A 19,879-nucleotide genomic window follows, 5' to 3' on the forward strand; every position below is an offset into this window, starting at 1 on the left:
GCTTGAATACTACCCATGGCCCCCGCGACGGACTCCCGCAGCCGGGCGGCCCGGTTCGACGATGAGGCGCTGGTCACCGGCGAGGCGGTCGCCCTCGACGTCAGGCCGGCGAGCGCGCTCATCCGAGCGGGCGGGGCGGCGATCGACGTGCTGCTCTCGGTGATCCTCATCCTCCTCGTGCTGCTCGCCCTCGCCGGCCTCTCCCTCGACCAGGCTGCGTTCCGCGCGATCCTCATCGCCACGATCGTGGTGTGCATCGTCGTGCTCCCCACCGCCGTCGAGACCGCCACCCGCGGACGATCCCTCGGCAAGCTGGCGCTCGGCCTCCGGGTGGTGCGCGACGACGGCGGCGCGATCGGACTGCGCCATGCGTTCATCCGCGCCCTCACCGGGGTGATCGAGATCTACCTGACGTTCGGCGGGCTCGCGGTGCTCGTCGGCTTCCTCGACCCCTCGTCGAAGCGGCTGGGCGACATCCTCGCGGGCACGCACTCCCAGGTCGAGCGGGTGCCCAAGCTGCCGTCTGCAGCGTTCGGCGTGCCGCCCGAGTTGGTGGGCTGGTCGGCGACCGCCGATGTGGCCCGGCTGCCCGATCCGCTTGCGCGACGGGTGGCGTCCTTCTTCGCCAACGTCGACCACCTCATGCCCGAGAGCCGCGCGCGCGTCGCGACGATGCTCGCGCAGCAGGTGTCGGCCTTCGTGTCACCGCTCCCCGATGCCGCTCCCGAGCGATTCCTGGCTGCGGTCGTCGCGCTGCGGCGGGAACGCGAGCTGGCGGCACTGAAGCTCGCCGACGCGCGGCTCGCGGCTCTCGCGCCCACCCTCACGGCGACCCGGGTCGGGTTCCCCGAGCGATGATGCGCCCCGGGCGCCGGGCGAGCGGATGCCGCGCGCTCTCGCGGCATCCGCTCGGTGATCAGTAGCGGTAGTGATCGACCTTGTAGGGTCCCTCGACCGGCACGCCGATGTAGGCGGCCTGCTCGGGGGTGAGCTCGGTGAGCTCGACGCCGAGCGCGTCGAGGTGCAGGCGCGCGACCTTCTCATCGAGGTGCTTCGGGAGCACGTAGACGCCCACGGGGTACGCGTCGGGCCGGGTCCAGAGCTCGATCTGCGCGAGCACCTGGTTCGTGAACGAGTTCGACATCACGAACGAGGGATGCCCCGTGGCGTTGCCGAGGTTCATGAGCCGCCCCTCGCTCAGCACGAGCACGCTGCGCCCGGTGGGCAGGCGCCACTCGTGCACCTGCGGCTTGATCTCGATGCGCTCCGCACCCTCGAGGGACTCGAGCCCCGCCATGTCGATCTCGTTGTCGAAGTGGCCGACGTTCGCGACCACGGCGAGGTGCTTCAAGCCGAGGAGGTGGTCGAGGCGGACGACGTCCTTGTTGCCGGTGCCCGTCACGAGGATGTCGATCTCGCCGATGACCGACTCGAGCCGCGACACCTGGTAGCCGTCCATGGCGGCCTGCAGCGCGTTGATCGGGTCGATCTCGCTCACGATGACGCGGGCGCCCTGACCGCGCAGCGCCTCGGCAGCCCCCTTGCCCACGTCGCCGTAGCCGGCGACGAACGCGACCTTGCCGCCCATGAGCACGTCGGTGGCGCGGTTCAGGCCGTCGGGCAGCGAATGACGGATGCCGTACTTGTTGTCGAACTTCGACTTCGTGACCGAGTCGTTGACGTTGATGGCGGGGAAGAGCAGCTCTCCGTTGGCGTGCAGCTCGTAGAGGCGGTGCACACCCGTCGTCGTCTCCTCGGTGACGCCCTGCAGCTCGTCGGCGATGCGGGTCCAGCGGTCGGCGCTCAGTTCGAGGCTGCGGCGCAACGTGTCGAGCACGACGCGGAACTCGTGGCTCGTGGCATCCGTCGCCTCCGGCACCTCGCCCGCCGACTCGAACTCACGGCCCTGATGCACGAGGAGGGTGGCGTCGCCACCGTCGTCGAGGATCATGTTCGGACCGATCCAGTCGGCGCCCGCCTGCACGGCCTCCGCGCTCCAGTCGAAGATGCGGTCGGTGCACCACCAGTACTCCTCGAGCGTCTCGCCCTTCCACGCGAACACCGGGACGCCCTTGGGGTCGTCGACGGTGCCGTCCGGGCCGACCACGACGGCGGCCGCGGCCTCGTCCTGGGTGGAGAAGATGTTGCAGCTCGCCCAGCGCACCTGGGCGCCGAGCGCGACGAGGGTCTCGATGAGCACCGCCGTCTGCACCGTCATGTGCAGGCTGCCCGCGATGCGCGCGCCGGCGAGTGGCTTGGAGGCTCCGAACTCGTCGCGGAGGGCCATGAGCCCCGGCATCTCGTTCTCGGCCAGCCGCAGCTGGTGTCGGCCGGCTTCGGACAGTGCGAGGTCGGCGACCTTGAACGGGAGGGCAGTGGTGACAGGCGACGTCGTCATGCCCACCATTGTCGCAGGCTCAGCCGACCGTCGCGTCAGCCGCGGATGAGCGCGAGCACCTCGTCGCGGATGGCCGTCATGGTCGCCACGTCGCCGCCCTCGACGTTGAGACGCAGGAGCGGCTCGGTGTTCGACGGGCGCACGTTGAACCACCAGAACGGCTCGCTCTCGGGCGTGATGCCGTCGACCGTGAGACCGTCGAGCTCGTCGAACTCGGCCCGGCCCGTGAACGCCTCGACGATGCGGGTGTAGGCGGCGGGAACGTCGTCGACGGTGGAGTTGATCTCTCCCGAGAGTGCGTACGGCATGTAGCGCGCACCCAGCTGCGAGAGTGGCGCGTCCTGCGATCCGAACTCGGCGAGCACGTGCATCGCCGCGAGCATGCCGTTGTCGGCGCCCCAGAAGTCGCGGAAGTAGTAGTGCGCGGAGTGCTCGCCGCCGAACACGGCGCCGGTCTCCTTCATGCGGTCCTTGATGAGCGAGTGGCCGACGCGGGTGCGGACGGCCGTCGCTCCAGCCTCCTCGATGGCCTCGGGCACGAACCGAGACGTGATGAGGTTGTGCAGCACCGTGATGTCGTCTTCGCCAGCCGCGCGCACGCGGGCGATCTCCCGCAGGGCCACGATCGCAGCGACGGCCGACGGCCCGACGGCTCCGCCCTGCTCGTCCACGACGAAGCAGCGATCGGCGTCGCCGTCGAACGCGAGTCCGAGGTCGGCGCCGTGCTCGACCACGGCCCGCTGCAGGTCGACGAGGTTCGCGGGCTCGAGCGGGTTGGCCTCGTGGTTGGGGAACGTGCCGTCGAGCTCGAAGTAGAGCGGGACGATCTCGAGCGGGAGCGCCGGGAGCCCTGCCGCCTTGCCGAGGACGGCGGGCACCGTGAGTCCGCCCATGCCGTTGCCTGCGTCGACGACGACCTTCATGGGGCGGATGCCCGTGAGGTCGACGAGCGACCGGAGGTAGGCGGCGTAGTCGGCGAGCACGTCGACCTGCTCGATCGAGCCGGGCTCCGCGGCATCAGTGATGCCCTCGTCGAGGTAGTCGCCGGCCCGGTCGCGGATCGCGGCGAGGCCCGTGTCGAGCGAGATGCCCTGCGCGCCGGCACGCGAGAACTTGATGCCGTTGTACGCGGCGGGGTTGTGGCTGGCGGTGAACATGGCGGCGGGCGCGTTCATGGAGCCGGAGGCGAAGTAGGTCTCGTCGGTGGAGCACAGGCCGAGCGCCACGACGTCGGCACCTCGGCGGGTCGCGCCGCGGGCGAACGCGGCAGCGAACCCCGGCGAGGAGTCGCGCATGTCGTGGCCGACGACGAGACGGTCACCGGCCGCCCCGACCTCGTCGACGAAGCCGGCACCGAGCGCCTCGACGCTCTGCTCGGTGAGCCCCTCGCCCACGATGCCGCGGACGTCGTAGGCCTTGACGATGGCGTCGAGGCGCGCTCGAGCGTCGGATGGTGCTGCCGGGTTCATGCCTTGAAACCTACCTCACCGAGTGACACGTGCCGCACGACCTGCCAGCCCACGGGGGCCGACGTGCGCTCGGCGTGCCGGCGGCACAGGTCGTAGCCGTGCGGCTCGGGCGCGAAGGCCAGCGGGCCGAGCACCGCCATCGAGTCGGCGTAGTCGAACGTCAGCGTCGCGACCGCTTCGGCGGCGCATGCGGTGCGCGAACAACGTCTCATGGCTCCACCAGAGTAGCGAGCCGCGCGGACATTACGATGGAGGTATGCCCCGTTCCCGTCGTGTCGCCACGCCTCGCTCCCCCAGGCGGCTCGCCCGGGATCGACACGGCCGCGGCATGCGCTCGGCCGTCACCGGCCCGCACCTCGAGCCCATCCGCACGCGGCTCGACGAGTTCGACTTCACGATCGCGACGACGGCCGCCTACCTGCGGGGCCTCTGGCCCGAGCTCGAGGGCGTCGTCTTCGAGGTGGCGCAGGGCCCGGCCGAGGCGATCCACGGCGATCACGTCGACCGGTGGAAGGTCGCGCACGACGAACGGCGCATCACGTTCTACCGGTTGCCGATCGTGCGGTTCCTGCGCCTGCAGGAGGGCGAGGACCGCGAGGAGAAGCTCCTCATCGAGAGCTGCGTCTTCCGCGCGGTCGCCGAACTGCTCGACAAGGACCCATGGGAGCTCGCCCCTGGCCGGTACCGCCACCTCTGAGCGCGGCGCCGGCCGGCCTGGTCATTGCGGGTAGACCTCCAGTGGTGAGTCCAGCGGTCCGGGCGGCTGCACGCCGAACGAGGCCAGCTCGTCGTCGCCCGAGAAGGCGACCGTGGCATGCAGGCCAGAGCTGCCGTCGAGCACCGCAGCGGTCGCCCCGTCGAGCGGCACGGATGCCCCGGCCCCACCGGGCACGGACACGGTGCGCTCAGCGCCGTCGAGGGTGACGCTCACGTCCACCGACTCGCCGTCGGGATTCACGAGCCAGAGCGTGGGCGACGGGCCGTCGGGCACCGCGACCACAGCGGAGTCGAGGAGCGGCGCCGTCGCGACGGTCCAGGCGAGGTCGGAGGGCGCAGCGGCATCCGTCTGGCCCCGGGTGCCGCCGACGGTCGCCCTGGCCGCCGCGACGACCGGGGCGTCGGACTCCACGCGTACGGTGTACACGCCCTGGTCGAGCACGCCGAGCGGCACGTCGAGCACGCGCCCGGCCTCCATCGTGGCCTCGATCGTGGTGCCGCCCGAACCCGACTCCGCGACGAGTGCGATCGAGACCTCGGCCGCCTCGCCGCCCGGCGCGTACAGCCGCACCGCCGGATGATCGTCGCCGTCCGCATGGTCCTCCGATGCCTCGACGCCGCCGGTCTGCGGCACCACGAATCCGGGGATCACCTGGCTGGTCGCGGGCGCCGCCGTCGGGCCGGTGAGCTCTATGCCCGCCGGAGCCAGTCCGACCACGACGGAGTGCTCGAGGCTCGCGGCGATCGCTCCCCCGGCGCTCGTGACGTGCACCACGGGCGAGGCCACGTTGGGCGCGAGTCCGGCGAGCGAGAGCACGCGCTGGCTGCCCGCCGGCACGATCAGGCCGAGCGCGGAGGGCGCATCGACCGGGCCCGTCTCCCCGAACACGCGCACGTCGACCGTGGCGGCGACGGCGGTCGGATTCGACAGCAGCACGAGGCCGCTCCGGCCGAGCGTCGTGGCGCCGGCGACCAGCCAGGCGTCGGAGACGGCCTCGCCGCACGCGGTGGCCGCGAAACCGCCCGCGGTCTCGGTTGCGACCGCCTGCGACTGGGCACCGGCCAGCATGCCGGCATCCACGGTGCCCGGCTCGGCCGCGATCGCGATGGGCGTCCCGTCGTCGGCCGCGAAGGGATTCTCGGGTGCCGCGAGGGGCGTCTCCTCGAGCACCGCGTCGGGCGGTTCCGCAGCGGTCACGAGGTCGGCCGAGCCGATCGACGAGGCGGTGGTCGCGGCCGCGGCATCCTCGCCGAGTGCGAGGAGCGGCCCGGGACAGACGCGCTGCTGGCGGCTCTCCGCCGGTTGGACGAGCACGGCCGGCGGGGCGATGCGGTGGTCGGGCCACGGAAGGAGCGCTGCAGCGCCGACGGCGCCGACGGCGAGTGCGGCCGCTCCGAGGAAGGCGAGCGCGCGTCCGCCGAGGTTCAGGGCCTGCTTGCGGTCAAGACGCATGGTCGGCTCCTCGGGGAGTGCGGTCGGCATCCGTCGGCGCGTCGGATGCATCGGCGAGATCGGGAGACACCTGGTCGGGCGCCCCTCCTTCGACGTCGTCGACTCCGCCCCCGTCGTCCGCCTCGCGTTCGACCTGCTGACCTGCGGCTGACTCGTCGGGGGCTGCCTCATCGGGGGCTGCTCCATCGGCGGCCGCCTCGTCGGCGGGCGCCTCGTCGGCGGGCGCCTCGCCTGCGATTGCCTCGTCGGCGGGCGTGTCATCCGTTGGCACGGCGGTCACCGCAGCGCCGGTCTTCGGGGGTCGGCGCCGGGACGGACGACGACGCACCGGCCGCCGATCCGCCTCGCGACCGGCACCCGTCGGGATGGAGAGCAGGAGGGTGCCGCCGATGACGATGAGCTGCACCGCGGTGATGACGCCGGCCGGCCAGCCCCCCGCGTCAGCCGGGATGCGCGCCGCCGCGGCATCCGCCTCGGCTCCGGCGAATCGCCACAGCGTGCCGTACTCCGTCTCGCCGACGGGAACGAGCGCGGCGTTCGCGTCGAGTGCGACGCGGGCCCGCGTCTCCGTCTGGATCGCCTCGCGGCCGTCGCCTGGAGCCGGGGCCAGCAATACGAAGGAGGCGCCGAACTCGCGCATCGCCGCTTCGGGATCGGATCCGCTGCGGGAGGCGAGGTTCCCCGCGACCTCGGCGAGCTGCTCCTGGTCGGCGGTCGGGTCCGTCCTGGTCTGCGCGAGGGTCGACTGGTCATCGAGGGTGGGGCCGATGCCGCGCTCCAGCGTGGAGCGCATGCCGCCGTCCGCCTGCGGCTGCATGAGCAGCGTCGTCACCCTGGGATCGTTCTCGGCCTGGGCCACGACGTACGCCGGCAGGGCTCGCTCGGTCGCGGGCGCGAGCGGCACGACGTCGACGGCGATCGCGTATGAGAGCGGCAGCACCGCTGCGAGGCTGAAAGCGGCCACCACCCAACCGACGGCGCCGCCACCTCGCCGGAGCGCGTCGAGCGCCGCGATCGCCGCGAGCACGAGGCCGAGCCATGCGAGGCTCATGCCGGCTCCGGCCCACACCGGAACCGACTCGGCACCGACGGCCGCCACCGACAGATGCGACGCCGCGACGGCCGTCGCGTAGCCGAGCAGCACCGTGCCGAGCGCGAGCACCCCGCGACGCCAACCGGGGGCGAAGACCGAGCAGAGCGCGGCGATCACGAGCGGCGCGAGCGCGCCCGCGACCATCCACGGTTCGAGCGACGTGAACGACTCGACGAGCTCGTCCCACCCGCCCCATCCCCCGGCGGGCCACCCGAGCGCGAGCTGCCCGGCGGTCGGGATCGATCCATCGACGGGCGGGCCGGGATCGGCGACCAGACCGAGCGCCGTGCCGAGGCGCACCTGCTCGACGATGAGGGGCAGGGCGAGCGCCAGCGCCGGGATGGGAAGCCCGACCAGGCGCACGGCGGCACGGCCGCTGACGGCGAGGACGACGATCCATCCGACGACGAGCGCAGGCGCGAGGCTGGGGGCGGCCGCGATGACGGCCGCGAAGAGCAACGAGGCCGTCGCCGCCGCGGCCCATGAGGTAGCGGCGCCGAAGACGGCGAACGCGAGCCAGCCGAGCAGGACGTGGGCCAGCACCGGCCCCGGTCGTCCGTCCGCCAGCGCCGACAGGAACGGCGGTGCGGCGGCCCAGGCGAGCGCCGCGACCGCGCGCAGCGAGCCTCGCTCGGTGAGTCGTGAGGCGGCGAACCAAGCGCCGATCGCCGCTGCGGGAAGCGCGACGAGCCACAGCAGCACCATCGCGAACGACGGCGACCAGAACGTCAGGGTTCCGAGCACGGCGAGCGCACCGTTGAACGGATCCGCCGCCCCCACGAAGCCGGTGTTGACGTCGCGCCACCCGTAGGCGGCGTTCTGCCACAGGCCGGGCACGCCCGACAGGGGCAGCAGTCCGCCGCCGCCCACGCCGCCCGAGCCGATGAGCCATGAGAAGAGGCCGACAGATGCCGCGGCCGTCGCGAGCAGCACCCATCCACCGCCCGTGCCGATGAACTGGAGCTCCTGGGAGCGACCCCTGGCGCGATTGCGGCGCTCCTCGGTGGCCGCCTGACGGCGTCGGCGGAGCTCGTCGGCCTGCATGCGGAGCGGTGCGATCGCCGACCACTTGGCCGTTCGCGCGGACTTGAGCACCCGCCGCGCGCGGGACACGCGCATACCGGAGAACATGGTGGCGATCGCGGCGCCGAACTCGCCGGGGATCGCGCCCGGCTGCTTGACGAGGAGCAGCCGCACGGAACGGAGGAGCGCCAGTGGCAGGAAGGTCAGCCAGTGCAGGGGCACTGCCGGCGCGGGCGCGTACACGAGTCGTCGATGCAGCTGGGCGGCTCGGGCGACGCGGGTGTTCCGTCGCCGGGTTCGCGCTCGCCCGTCGAGCGGCAGACCGGCGACGCCGGAGCCGCCGAAGCGCACCCTCGCGGCCGGGACGGCGGCGACCCGGTGACCGGACAGCCGCGCGCGCACGCCGAGATCGAGCGCATCGTCGGCCGATGGCAGCGCCGGGTCGAATCCGCTGAGTGCCTGCCAGACCGTGTGCCGCACGAGGAGGCCGGCGGGATCGAGCCCGAGCACGTCGCTCAGCCCATCGTGCTGGCCCTGGTCCAGCTCGTCGGCGACGATGGGCACGCTCCGGCCCAGCTGGGTGATCGTCCGTCCGAGCGACGTGATGCGATCGGGTTCGTCCCAGCCCATCAGCTTCGGGCCGGCGAGTGCGACGGACTTGCCCGTCTCGAGCGTCGCGACGAGTGCCGCCAGCGCTTCGGGCTCGGGCGCGGCGTCGTCGGGAAGCAGCCAGAGCGCATCGGCATCGGAGGCGGGGGTCTCGAGCACCCGCTCGCCCGCCCGGATCGCCTCGCCGAACGCGAGCGGCTCCTGGAGCTCGACCACATGCGACGCGCCCGCCGCCGCGGCCTGCGCTCGCGCATCCGCATCCGCATCCGCTTGGGACAGGACGACGACGAGGGAGTCGGGTGTGCGCGCCTGGGCGCGGATCGCGTCGAGGGTCTGCGCGAGGCGGTCGCCGCCGTGACGAACGACGAGGACGGCGGTGACTCTGGGGAACATCGGGGACAGCCTAGGCGGCGCCTGCCGCGGCACCCGCAACCGAGGCGGGCGTGCCACGAATCGCCGCCCCATACCGAGCCGCGCGGATCAGGCCGACCGGTCGCGTGGTCGCCCCGGTCCGATGCGACGTCGGCGTCGCATCGGACCCGGGCTCAGACCGCGCGCTTGCGGAGCTTGCGGCGCTCGCGCTCGGAGAGCCCGCCCCAGATGCCGAACCGCTCGTCGTTCGACAGGGCGTACTCGAGGCACTCCCCGCGCACTTCACAGCCGGTGCAGATCTTCTTCGCATCGCGTGTGGAGCCGCCCTTCTCGGGGAAGAACGCCTCCGGATCGGTTTGCGCACACAGTGCGTCGCTCTGCCATGCCAGCGGATTGTCGTCGCCAGTGCCCTGCCGAACCCCCGGCACGCCCAGCCTCACCGGATCGACGAACCAATCGTCAGGTACTCCAGAACGATATTCAGGATTGCCCATATCGTCTCCCACCCAGTTGTACCGACCACCCAGAGGGTGTGTCTTGACCAATTACACCGGTGTAATTCGCGCGAGTCAAGTCGCGGATCGTAAACCCTCAACCGGCCGTCGAGGCTTCAACCCGCGCGCGACACGCCGAGGCCGTTCCGGAGACGTTATCTTGGCGGCCGCACTTCGGGGTCGAGCGCGCGTGGCCGCCCACCGCAGCGGGTCACTCGCGGGGATCAGGCGTCGGATGCCGCGCGGCGGGCCTCCCACGCGCTCTCGACCATCTGGGTGAGCGAATGCCGCATCCGCCAGTCGAGGTCGCGGGCCGCGAGGTCGCCCGAGGCCACGATCCGGGCGGGGTCGCCTTCGCGCCGCGCGGCGATCTCGGGGGTGAAGTCGATGCCGGTGACCTCGGCGACGGCCCGCATGATCTCGCCGACGGACACGCCGTCGCCCGAGCCGAGGTTGTACACCTGCTCGATCGGCTCGCCGGCGTCGAGCCGCTGGGCGGCGACGACGTGGGCGGCGGCGAGGTCGGCCACGTGGATGTAGTCGCGCACGCAGGTGCCGTCGGGCGTCGGGTAGTCGTCGCCGTTGATGCGGGGCGTCCGCCCGTCGAGCAGCGCGTCGAACACGAGGGGGAAGAGATTGTGGGGGCTCGCGTCGAAGACCTCGGACGTGCCGGAGCCGACCACGTTGAAGTAGCGCAGGCTCGTGTGCGCGAGCCCGGTCGCGCGGGCCTGGTCGGCCAGGAGCCATTCGCCGATGAGCTTGGACTCGCCGTAGGGCGACTCGGGACGCTTCGGGGTGTCCTCGGTGACGAGGTCGACGTCGGGCGTGCCGTAGACGGCGGCGCTCGAGGAGAAGACGATCTTCTCGACCGTGCTGGCCTCCATCGCCGCGAGGAGGGTCGCGGTGCCGGTGACATTCTGCTGGTACGTGTGCAGGGGTCGCTTCACGGAGACGCCCGCGTACTTGAATCCGGCGAGGTGCACCACGCCCTGGACGTCGTAGCGCTTCATCGTGGCCTCGAGCTGCGGTCCGTCGAGGATCGTGCCGTGCACGAACGCCGCGCCCTGCGGGAGGAACCCGTGCCGCCCCGACGAGAGGTCGTCCACCACGACCGTGTCGATGCCCTGCTCGGCGAACGCCCGAACGACGTGCGCGCCGATGTATCCGGCGCCTCCGGTGACCAGCCAGCTCATGTTCCCGCCTCCCGCGTGCGGGAGGTCCGCGCGCTCCCACGATCGTAACGGGGCGGGCGGCGTCGAGCCGAGGCGGGTCGCGCTGCGCGGGCCGGGAGTGGCCGGCGCAGCGCGCGCCCGGCGATCAGACGGTGCGGGTGGGCAGGTTCTCGGCGTGGCGGGTGCGGTTGCGGATCTCGGGACGCCCGTAGCCGTCGCCCTCGAGGCGGAGCACGGTGGCGAGCACGCCCCAGACGGCGAGGCCCGCGATGATGAGGAACACGAGAGTGGTCATGGCAGGAAATGTACTCCTTGCGACATCCTGCCGATAGTGGCAGAGTGGCCACACAACGACTTTTTCCTGCCAACCGGAGGACCACGTGCTCAAGACCATCGCCTGCATCGCGCTCCCCCAGATGGCGCCGTTCGAGTTCGGGGTGATCTGCGAGGTCTTCGGCATCGATCGCCGCGAGCACGGCGGCCCGATCTTCGACTTCCACGTCGTGGCCGCCGACCCCGGCCCCATCACGACCAAGCTCGGCTTCGACGTCGTCGTGAAGGAGGGGCTCGACTTCGCGTACGAGGCCGACCTGGTCGCCGTGCCCGCGTCCCTGGTCGGCTCGCCGGCCGACGAGCGCGTGCTCGACGTCATCCGCGACGCCGTCGACCGCGGAGCCTGGGTGCTCTCGGTCTGCTCGGGTGCGTTCACGCTCGGCTACGCCGGCGTGCTCGACGGCCGCCGGGCCACCACGCACTGGATGTACACCGACAAGATGGCCGAGCTCTTCCCGCAGACCGAGGTCGACCCCGACGTGCTCTTCGTGCAGGACGGCAAGGTGGTCACGGGTGCCGGCACCGCCGCGGGCATCGACGCCGCTCTGCACATCGTGCGCACCGAGCTCGGGGCGAGCGCCGCGAACGTGGTCGCCCGCCGCATGGTCGTCCCCCCGCAGCGCGACGGCGGCCAGTCGCAGTTCATCCAGACCCCGGTACCCGAGTGCCACAGCGACTCGTTCGCGAAGGTCACCGAGTGGATGCTCGAGCACCTCGACCACGAGCTCACCGTCGACCTGCTCGCGCGCAAGGCACTGATGTCGCCCCGCACCTTCGCCCGCCGCTTCCGCGCGGAGACCGGCACGACGCCGAACGCGTGGCTGAACCGCCAGCGCCTCCTCCGGGCCCAGCAACTGCTCGAGGAGACCTCGCTCACCCTCGAGGAGATCGCCCGCGAGACCGGCTTCGGCGCAGCCGCGGTGATGCGGCACCACTTCCTGAAGGTGCTGCAGACCACGCCGACGCAGTACCGGCGGCTCTTCGGGGTGCGGGAGGCGAGCGACCGCGAGGTGGCCGCCGCCAGCTGACGAGGGCGCACCGCACGCCGTCGCCCGGGCGGCGTCGCCCGGTCGTCGTCGAGCAGCCGGCGTCGGCCGGCCGCCATCGATCAGTCGGCGGATGCCTCGGACGCGCCGGTCGTCGCCACCCAGGCGATCCCGTCGCCGGTGATCTCGACTCCGCCCTCGTCGGGCGTGACGTACGCCGCCTCGCCGCGGGCGAGCCGTGACTCCCCCAGCCGTCCCCGGAGACGAAGCGAACCGCCTTCGGCCAGCACGATCGCCGGACCGTCGAGCGGCACGCGCGCGGCATCCGCTGCGTGGTCGCCGGCACCTGCGTCGAGCGCCGCAGTGCCCGCGATCGACGCCGGTTCAGCCCGGTAGAGCACGAAGTCGGGCACGTCGGGACGGAACGCGACGACTCCCGGCGCGACCGGCTCGGGCTCGAGGCGCGGCGGGGCGATCGGGGTGAAGTCGAGCACCTCGAGCAGCTCGGTCACGTCGATGTGCTTCGGCGTGAGGCCGCCGCGCAGCACGTTGTCGCTCGCGGCCATGAGCTCGATGCCGAGGCCCGCCAGGTACGCGTGGATGTTGCCCGCCGCGAGGTACAACGACTCGCCCCGACGGAGTCGCACGCGGTTGAGCAGCAGCGAGATGACGATGCCGGGATCGCCCGGGTACACCTCGGCGAGGGTGCCGACGGTCTCGAACGAGAGTGCGTACGGCGACCGGCGGGCGGTGTCGGATGCCGCGAGCGCCGTCACCCGCTCGGTGACCCACGCGGCCTCCCCCGTGTCGCCGCCGCGTCCGTCGCGGAGCAGCCACTCGACGGTGTCGCGGAGCGGATCGGCCGAGCCAAGGTGGGCCGCGAGCAGGTCGAGTGCGCCCGGATCGGGCGCGGCGTCCGCGGCATCCGCCGCCCGCAGCGTCTGCAGGATGCCGGCCACCTCCTCGAGCGGACGGAACCCGGAGAGCGCGTCGAACGTCTCGCTCACCGCGACGATGAGCTCGGGCTTGTGGAACTCGTCGCGGTAGTTGCGGTCGTAGGCCGATACCGGAACCCCGTCGGCCTCCTCGCGCGCGAAGCCCTCGCGGGCCTGCTCTGGCGTCGGGTGGGCCTGCAGCGACAGCGGCTCCGCCGCGGCGAGCAGCTTCAGGAGGAAGGGCAGCCGCGCGCCGTGCCGGGCGAGCCGGGCACCGAGGGCCTGCTCAGGTTCGGCGGCGATCCACTCGGCGAGGTCGGCGTGGCCCACGGACGCCTCGTCCACGACGACCGCCGGCGAGCCCGCGTGCGCGCCGAGCCAGAGCTCCGCCTCGGGCGCGCCCGACGGGGCCACGCCCCGGAACTCGGCGATCGCGCTCGTCGACCCCCAGGCGTAGTCGCGCGGAGTGTTGGCGATCGTCACAAACATGCTCGGTGGTCCCTTCGCGGAGTTTGGCTCCAAACTACCAACGGCTTCGGGCGCCGCCGGCCCGGTCCTAGGCTCGACGGGCCACCCACGACGCCTTGTGCATTGGAGCAGTCATGACGTTCGAGCCGCTCGCAAGCGACTTCTACTCGTACGAGTCCCTTCTCAGCGACCAGGAGAAGGAGGCGCTCGCCCGTCTTCGAGCCTGGCTCGATTCCGACGTGCGACCGATCGTCGCCGGCTACTGGGATCGCGCCGAGTTCCCCATGCAGGTCGTGAAGCCGCTCGCCGAGCTCGGCGCGTACTCGTTCAGCTGGGAGGAGACCCGGCCCTTCGAGAACTCCGCGGTCTTCCGCGGCTTCGTCGCGATGGAGCTCGCCCGCGTCGACCCGTCGGTCGCGACCTTCGTGGGCGTGCAGAACGGGCTCGCCACCGGCTCGATCAGCGTGTGCGGCTCCCCCGAGCAGCGCGCGGAGTGGATCCCGAAGCTCGCGAGCGGCGAGATCGTCGGCGCCTTCGGGCTCACCGAGCCGCTCTCGGGCTCCGACTCGGCGCAGGGCCTCCGCACGACCGCGACGCGCGACGGCGACTCCTGGGTCCTGAACGGATCGAAGCGCTGGATCGGCAACGCCACCTTCTCCGACATCACCGTGATCTGGGCGAAGGACGTCGAGGACGGGCAGGTCAAGGGCTTCATCGTGCCCACCGACACCCCCGGCTACACCGCGACGAAGATCGAGGGCAAGGTCAGCCTCCGCGCCGTGCAGAACGCGGACATCACGCTCGACCACGTCGTGGTCCCCGAGTCGCTCCGCCTGCAGAACGCCAACTCCTTCCGCGACACCGCGAAGGTGCTCCGGCTCACCCGCGCCGAAGTGGCGTGGGCCGCCGTCGGCACGGCGGTCGGCGCCTACGAGGCCGCCGTGAAGTACGCAGGCGAGCGGGTGCAGTTCGGCAGGACCATCGGCTCCCACCAGCTCATCCAGGACCTCCTCGTGAAGTGCCTCGGCAACATCACGGCGTCGCTCGGGATGGTCGTACGCGTCTCGGAGATGCTCGACCGCGGCGAGCAGCGCGACGAGCACTCGGCGCTCGCCAAGGCGTATACGACGGCGCGCATGCGCGAGACGGTCGCCTGGGCCCGCGAGGCCGTGGGCGGCAACGGCATCGTGCTCGAGTACGACGTCGCCCGCTTCTTCGCCGACGCCGAGGCGCTCTACTCCTATGAAGGCACGCGTGAGATGAACACCCTCATCGTCGGCCGCGCGATCACGGGCACGGCCGCGTTCGTCTGAACCACGAAGCCGCGACGACGGATGCCGCGAGCCCGCGTTCGGCTCGCGGCATCCGTCATCTGCTCGCAATGCCACGCGCGATAGCCTTGGACCCATGACCACCGGCCGACGTCGCACCCTCATCGGCGCGTACGCGACGCTCGCCCTCTTCACGGTGCTCGCCGGCCAGTTCTGGCGCAACCTGCTCGGCTGGTGGGGATTCGCCGCGGTCGCGCTCGTGGTCATCGGCGGCGCGATCGCCCTCCTCGTCGGCGAGCGCCCGAGCTGGCGCTGGCGGCGCGTGCCGAAGTCGACCATCGCGTTCCTCCTCATCACGGTGCTGTCGATCGCGTGGTCGTACTACCCGGGCGCCAGCGCGCTCGGCGTCGCCATCACCCTCGTGACCACGCTGGTGGCCGTCGCCCTGGTGCTCTGCCTCACCTGGGACCGCTTCGTGCGGGCCCTCGCGGGCGCGATCAAGTGGGTGCTCGGGCTCTCGATCGTCTTCGAGCTCTGGGTCGCGATCTTCGTGCGCGAACCCGTGCTGCCGAACTTCCCCGACTTCGACCCCGACGCGGGCAAGCTGCCCATGGCCTTCTACTGGTCCCGAGGACTGCTGTTCGACGGCGGTCCCATCGAGGGCATCGTCGCGAGTCGCAACATCCTCGGCATGGTCGCGCTGCTCGGGCTCATCGTGTTCGGCGTCCTGCTGGCCGCAGGCAGCGTCCGGCGAGCGCAGGGCATCGGATGGTTGGTCGTGTCGGGCGGCGTCCTGCTCCTCACCCGCTCGGCGACGGTCATCCTCGTGGCCGTCCTCGTGCTCGCGGCGCTCGGCTTCGCCGTGTGGGCTCGGCGGGTGGGACCCGATCGTCGCAGGGGGGTGTACTGGGCCGCGGCCGGCGCGCTCGTGGCATCCGTCGGCCTGCTCGTCATCTTCTGGAACGCGCTGCTCGAGCTGTTCGGCAAGAGCGAGGACCTGACCGGCCGCTTCGACATCTGGAACGCGGTGATCGGCCTGGCCGCCCAGCGACCATGGTTCGGCTGGGGCTGGGTCGGATACTGGGTGCCGTGGGTCGAGCCGTTCGACGGGCTGGCGGTGCGGAACGGCGTCGAGTATCTGCAGGCGCACAATGCGTGGCTCGACGTGTGGCTGCAGCTCGGTTTCGTCGGCGTGATCGCCTTCGCCTCGATCGTGATCGGTGCGCTGTGGCGTTCGTGGTTCCTGGCGGTGGATCGACCGCGCGACGAGACGGGGCGGCTGCTCCCGCACACCGCGGCGTCCTTCGTGCCCCTCCTCCTGCTCGTCGCGCTCATCGGCCAGAGCCTCGCGGAGAGCCGGCTCCTCATCGAGGGCGGCTGGCTGCTCCTCATCGCGATCGCCTGGTCGACGAAGCAGCGCCAGTGGGACCCCGAGCCCATCCCCGCCGCTCCCCCGCCGGTCCGCGCCTCCCGGATGCCGCCGCCCGAGGTCGCTCGATGACGGATGCCGCCGGCGGTGCGCATCTCGCGCGCGCCCTGCGGGAGTTCGCCGGTTCCGCCAGGTTCGCCCAGGCCCTCACCCTCATCGTCGTCGGCTTCGCCTTCACCACGCACGCCGTACGCAGTCTCATCGGCTGGCCTGGTCTCCTCGCCGCGCTCGGCGGCCTGCTCGCGCTCTGCGCCCTGTCGCTCGTCGCCCGCTGGCGCGCCGTCGAGTGGTACGGCATCCTCCCGATCACGATCCTCGTGTTCGTCGGGTGGTGTGCGGCATCCGTGCTCTGGAGCGGGCCCGGCGCCAATGCCCCGGCGGCGACGGCGCTCCGCGTGGCCTATCTCATCGCCTTCGCCTTCCTCGGGGTGTACGTGGCGCTCATGCGCGACACCATCCAGATCGTGCGGGCGTTCGGCGACGTCATGCGGATGCTCCTCGCCGTGTCGATCGGGTTGGAGGTGCTCTCGGGCATCCTGCTCGACGTGCCCATCCGCATCCTCGGGATCCAGGGCGACCTCGCGCGACTCGGGCCGATCCAGGGCCTGTTCGGATCGCGGAACCTGCTCGGCTTCGTCGCACTCATCGCGCTGCTCACCTTCGTGGTCGAATGGCGCACGAAGATCATCACGCGAGGCAAGGCCGTCGCGTCGATCGTGCTCGCCGCCTTCTGCATCGTGTTCGCCGGGTCTCCGACCACGTGGATCGCGCTCGGTGCGGCCGGCGTGGCGACCGCGGCGCTCTACGGGCTGCGGCGTGCTGCGCCCGCGACGCGCTGGCGCTGGCAGATCGCCCTGCTCGTCGCCGGGATCGCGGCGCTCGTCACGGCGTGGATCCTCAGGATCCGCATCATCGAGCTGCTCGACGCGCGGGCCGAATTCGACGTGCGGCTCGACGTCTGGCGCGAGCTCTCCCGGTACCTCAGCCTCAACCCGCTGCAGGGATGGGGATGGGTGGGCTCCTGGAGAGAGACCGCACCGTACTCGTGGATCGAGCTCGCCACCGGCCGTCCGCACGGATCGGCGCTCAGCGCCTACGTCGACGTGTACTTCCAGGTCGGCGTGATCGGCCTGCTGCTCTTCGTCGGACTGGTCGGGGTGGCCCTCGTGCGCGCGTGGCTGCTGGCCTCGACCCGACGGAGCGTCGTGTACGTGTGGCCGGCGCTCATGCTCGTCGTCATCGCGGTGACGAGCTTCGCCGAGAGCTTCGCCCTCGGCGAGGGCGGCTGGCTGCTCCTCGTGGTCTGCGCGGTGAAGGCCGCTCGCGACATGAGCTGGCGCGACGCGCTCGCGGCGGGGCGGCCGCCGGCGCCGACGGTGGAGCGGCTCGGCTGATTCGCGTGACCGCCGGCGCGCTGTTTCGAACGAATGGTGTCAGACCGGCTGCACGAGGTCGCGCAGCACGTCCTGCGCTCCGCGGCCGTAGCGACTGTAGGCGCCCGAGCGCCACTCCCGCCACACTGGCGTCAGGCGCCGCAGGCGCCGTGGCGGGATGGCCTGTCGCATGAGCTCGTGATCGAGCTTCGCACGCGCCTCGGACTCGACGTGCGCATCGCCCGTGGCGATGGAGGGAAGGCGCTCGGCGAGGTCCTCGGCCCGGGCGAGCAGCTTGGCGTTCCGCTCGGTGCGCGGCTCACGCAGCCGGGCGACCCTGCCGCCCGGCCCGAGGCGGGCTACGCCGATCTGGTTGCCACCGTGCTGGCGATAGTCGATCAGCGGCTCGGCCACCACGGCGATGCCGCCACCGACGGACGCGACCATGGCGAGCCATTCGTCGTGCACCCAGCTCGCCGGGAACGGAGCGGCCCGCTCGACCAGCGACCGCGAGACCATCATCGTCGCGCCGGTCAGGACGTTGCGCTTGAGGAGCTCTTCGAAGGCGGCATCCGAGGCCAACCGACGGCGAAGTCCATCGTCGACGCCGAGCGTCTCGAACAGCGACGAGCCGATCGGTTCGTCGGCGTCGTCGACGAGCCGGGCCTCCGCCGCGACGAGATCGAGGCCCGGCCGTGCCGCGAATTCGCGCAGCGCACGCTCGACGCGGTCGGGATGCCACACGTCGTCCTGGTCGCACAGGGCGATGAGGTCCCCGGATGCCGCCCGCAGCGCCTGTTCGAAGTTCGCCGTCACGCCGAGCGCGGTGGAGTTGTCCAGGACGACGAGCTCGGGCGTCGAGGCATCCGTCGCGGCCCGGTGAGCGGCGACGACCTGCCGCGCCAGCGCCGTGGTGTTGTCTGACGACGCATCGTCGCTGAGCACGATTTCGTTGACCGGCGACGTCTGCGCCAAGATGCTCTCGAGCTGCTGCGGCAGGAAGCGCACCCCGTTGTGAGTACCGAGTGCGACGGAGACCCGGGGCGCCGTCTCGGCGGACATCAGCGGTTCCGCTTGAGGCCCACGTTCAGCACGCCGAGGAACATGCCGGCCATGATGGTCTGCGCGCCGAGCATCATCAGCAGCGCGGCGAGCACCGCCGTGCGCATCGTGCTCGAGGGGTCGAGGGAGCCGAAGCCGCTCGCCGCCCAGGTCGCGAACTGGCCGATCGCGATGCCGAGACCGATGAGGAAGAGGAAGAGTCCGACCAGCGCTCCGCTCTCGAGGCTGATGCGTCGCTCGAGCCGGTCGAAGTTGCGAGACCTGGGTATCCGGAATCCCTCGTGCTGCGCGTAGATCTTGGTGAGGATGGCGAACAGCACCGATTGGTAGCCCACGACCGTCAGGGCCGCGAGGTACACCTGGCTCGACACGTCGAAGCCCACGTCGCCCAGGATGATCGGCCCGAAGCTGATGAACAGCGTGCCGAGCAGGCCGAGGAAGAAGGCGACCGCGCCCGGAATCAGGAAGAGCCAGCGCGGACTGAAGATCAGCAGGAAGCGCAGGTGACGCCAGCCATCGCGCCAGCTGCGCAGGTGCGGCGGGCGGCTGCGGCCGTCCTTGTCGAGCGTCGTCGGCACCTCGGAGACCCGGAGGCCGCCGAGCGTGGACTTGACGACGACCTCGCTCGCGAACTCCATGCCGGTGGTCTGCAGGTGGAGGTCGAGGATGGCCTGACGGTTGAACCCGCGGAGTCCGCAATGGAAGTCCTTGATCGGCGACCTGAAGAGCACCCGACCGATCCAGGAGAGCACCGGGTTGCCGAGGTACTTGTGCAGCGGCGGCATCGCGCCCTCGGCGATGCCGCCTCGGAAACGGTTGCCCATGACGAGCTGGTCTCCGGCCCGGAGCCGCTCGACGAAGGGGTCGAGCTTGGAGAAGTCGTAGCTGTCGTCGGCGTCGCCCATGATGACGTACTCGCCGCGCGCGGCGTCGATCCCGCCCATGAGCGCGCTGCCGTACCCCTTCGCGGGCACGTCGACGACGCGGGCTCCATGCGCCCGTGCGATGTCCTGGGAGCCGTCGGTCGAGCCGTTGTCGGCGATGATCACCTCGCCGATCACCCCGCTCCGGGCGAGGTATCCCTGTGCCTTGTCGATGCAGACGGCGAGCGTCTCGGCCTCGTTGAGGCACGGCATGACGATCGAGAGTTCGATCGTCTCGGTGGAGGTGGGCATGGCGAGGGGTCCTGTCGTACGCGGGGCAGCGTCCCCATCGTACAGAA

General features: G+C 71.7%; 17 protein-coding genes. 6 read left to right on the forward strand and 11 right to left on the reverse strand.

The genetic code is table 11. The annotated features are described in order from the left end of the window. Positions 1–15 precede the first annotated feature (15 nt). On the forward strand, positions 16–858 hold the full coding sequence (locus J2X63_RS01500) for an RDD family protein (RefSeq protein ID WP_309973164.1): 843 nt from the start codon (positions 16–18) through the stop codon (positions 856–858). Between the two features lie 58 nt (positions 859–916). On the opposite strand, the gene ahcY is transcribed toward J2X63_RS01500, so the two are convergent. The 3 genes from ahcY to J2X63_RS01515 are packed head-to-tail and all read right to left on the reverse strand — an operon-like array spanning position 917 to position 4,079. Continuing rightward, entirely contained in the window at positions 917–2,398 is a 1,482-nt protein-coding gene (ahcY, locus tag J2X63_RS01505; RefSeq protein WP_309973166.1) for an adenosylhomocysteinase, read from the reverse strand. Between the two features lie 35 nt (positions 2,399–2,433). After that, positions 2,434–3,867, reverse strand: coding sequence for a phosphomannomutase/phosphoglucomutase (locus tag J2X63_RS01510; protein ID WP_309973168.1), 1,434 nt, complete (start codon positions 3,865–3,867; stop codon positions 2,434–2,436). Next, positions 3,864–4,079: a DUF3499 family protein gene (locus tag J2X63_RS01515; RefSeq protein WP_309973170.1), complete on the reverse strand. Its 216-nt coding sequence runs from the start codon at positions 4,077–4,079 to the stop codon at positions 3,864–3,866. Before J2X63_RS01515 ends, J2X63_RS01510 begins: the two co-directional genes overlap by 4 nt. 44 nt (positions 4,080–4,123) lie before the next feature. Between J2X63_RS01515 and J2X63_RS01520 the strand changes: the two genes are divergently transcribed. Further along, positions 4,124–4,564 carry a hypothetical protein gene (locus J2X63_RS01520; protein ID WP_159605182.1) on the forward strand — a complete coding sequence of 147 codons (441 nt, stop codon included), beginning with the start codon at positions 4,124–4,126 and terminating at the stop codon, positions 4,562–4,564. Positions 4,565–4,585: 21 nt separating this feature from the next. On the opposite strand, the gene J2X63_RS01525 is transcribed toward J2X63_RS01520, so the two are convergent. From J2X63_RS01525 to J2X63_RS01545, 5 genes are all read right to left on the reverse strand, one after another. Beyond that, positions 4,586–6,037 (reverse strand): DUF5719 family protein, encoded by a 1,452-nt coding sequence (locus J2X63_RS01525; RefSeq protein WP_309973174.1) that lies wholly within the window; start codon positions 6,035–6,037, stop codon positions 4,586–4,588. Continuing rightward, positions 6,027–9,155: a glycosyltransferase gene (locus J2X63_RS01530; protein WP_309973177.1), complete on the reverse strand. Its 3,129-nt coding sequence runs from the start codon at positions 9,153–9,155 to the stop codon at positions 6,027–6,029. The genes J2X63_RS01525 and J2X63_RS01530 overlap by 11 nt, the downstream gene beginning before the upstream one ends. Before the next feature lie 152 nt (positions 9,156–9,307). Further along, complete coding sequence (locus J2X63_RS01535; RefSeq protein ID WP_159606096.1) at positions 9,308–9,628, reverse strand: WhiB family transcriptional regulator; 321 nt, start codon at positions 9,626–9,628, stop codon at positions 9,308–9,310. Positions 9,629–9,852: 224 nt separating this feature from the next. Further along, the gene (galE, locus tag J2X63_RS01540; protein ID WP_309973180.1) at positions 9,853–10,821 is read right to left on the reverse strand and encodes a UDP-glucose 4-epimerase GalE; all 969 of its coding nucleotides are present in this window, start codon (positions 10,819–10,821) and stop codon (positions 9,853–9,855) included. Positions 10,822–10,945: 124 nt separating this feature from the next. Beyond that, positions 10,946–11,095, reverse strand: coding sequence for a hypothetical protein (locus J2X63_RS01545; RefSeq protein WP_309973182.1), 150 nt, complete (start codon positions 11,093–11,095; stop codon positions 10,946–10,948). 85 nt (positions 11,096–11,180) lie between these two features. Here J2X63_RS01545 and J2X63_RS01550 point away from each other — a divergent pair, with 85 nt between their 5' ends. Continuing rightward, positions 11,181–12,161, forward strand: a complete 981-nt coding sequence (locus J2X63_RS01550; RefSeq protein ID WP_309973184.1) for a helix-turn-helix domain-containing protein — start codon at positions 11,181–11,183, stop codon at positions 12,159–12,161. 80 nt (positions 12,162–12,241) lie between these two features. Here the strand turns inward: J2X63_RS01550 and manA are convergent, their stop codons facing one another. Continuing rightward, a complete protein-coding gene (gene manA, locus J2X63_RS01555; protein ID WP_309973187.1) occupies positions 12,242–13,543 on the reverse strand; it encodes a mannose-6-phosphate isomerase, class I in 1,302 nt (433 codons plus the stop codon). Positions 13,544–13,656: 113 nt separating this feature from the next. Here manA and J2X63_RS01560 point away from each other — a divergent pair, with 113 nt between their 5' ends. The 3 genes from J2X63_RS01560 to J2X63_RS01570 all read left to right on the forward strand — a co-directional run bounded on the left by J2X63_RS01560 (position 13,657) and on the right by J2X63_RS01570 (position 17,616). Then, the gene (locus J2X63_RS01560; RefSeq protein WP_309973190.1) at positions 13,657–14,835 is read left to right on the forward strand and encodes an acyl-CoA dehydrogenase family protein; all 1,179 of its coding nucleotides are present in this window, start codon (positions 13,657–13,659) and stop codon (positions 14,833–14,835) included. A gap of 94 nt (positions 14,836–14,929) precedes the next feature. Then, entirely contained in the window at positions 14,930–16,294 is a 1,365-nt protein-coding gene (locus J2X63_RS01565; protein ID WP_309973192.1) for an O-antigen ligase family protein, read from the forward strand. Next, positions 16,291–17,616, forward strand: a complete 1,326-nt coding sequence (locus J2X63_RS01570; protein WP_309973194.1) for an O-antigen ligase family protein — start codon at positions 16,291–16,293, stop codon at positions 17,614–17,616. Before J2X63_RS01565 ends, J2X63_RS01570 begins: the two co-directional genes overlap by 4 nt. A 39-nt stretch (positions 17,617–17,655) precedes the next feature. Here the strand turns inward: J2X63_RS01570 and J2X63_RS01575 are convergent, their stop codons facing one another. Both J2X63_RS01575 and J2X63_RS01580 read right to left on the reverse strand, forming a co-directional pair. Continuing rightward, the gene (locus J2X63_RS01575; RefSeq protein WP_309973196.1) at positions 17,656–18,657 is read right to left on the reverse strand and encodes a glycosyltransferase family 2 protein; all 1,002 of its coding nucleotides are present in this window, start codon (positions 18,655–18,657) and stop codon (positions 17,656–17,658) included. Continuing rightward, on the reverse strand, positions 18,657–19,832 hold the full coding sequence (locus J2X63_RS01580; protein ID WP_309973198.1) for a glycosyltransferase family 2 protein: 1,176 nt from the start codon (positions 19,830–19,832) through the stop codon (positions 18,657–18,659). Before J2X63_RS01580 ends, J2X63_RS01575 begins: the two co-directional genes overlap by 1 nt. Positions 19,833–19,879 lie beyond the last annotated feature (47 nt).

This window comes from Agromyces sp. 3263 (assembly GCF_031456545.1).
Lineage (GTDB): Bacteria > Actinomycetota > Actinomycetes > Actinomycetales > Microbacteriaceae > Agromyces.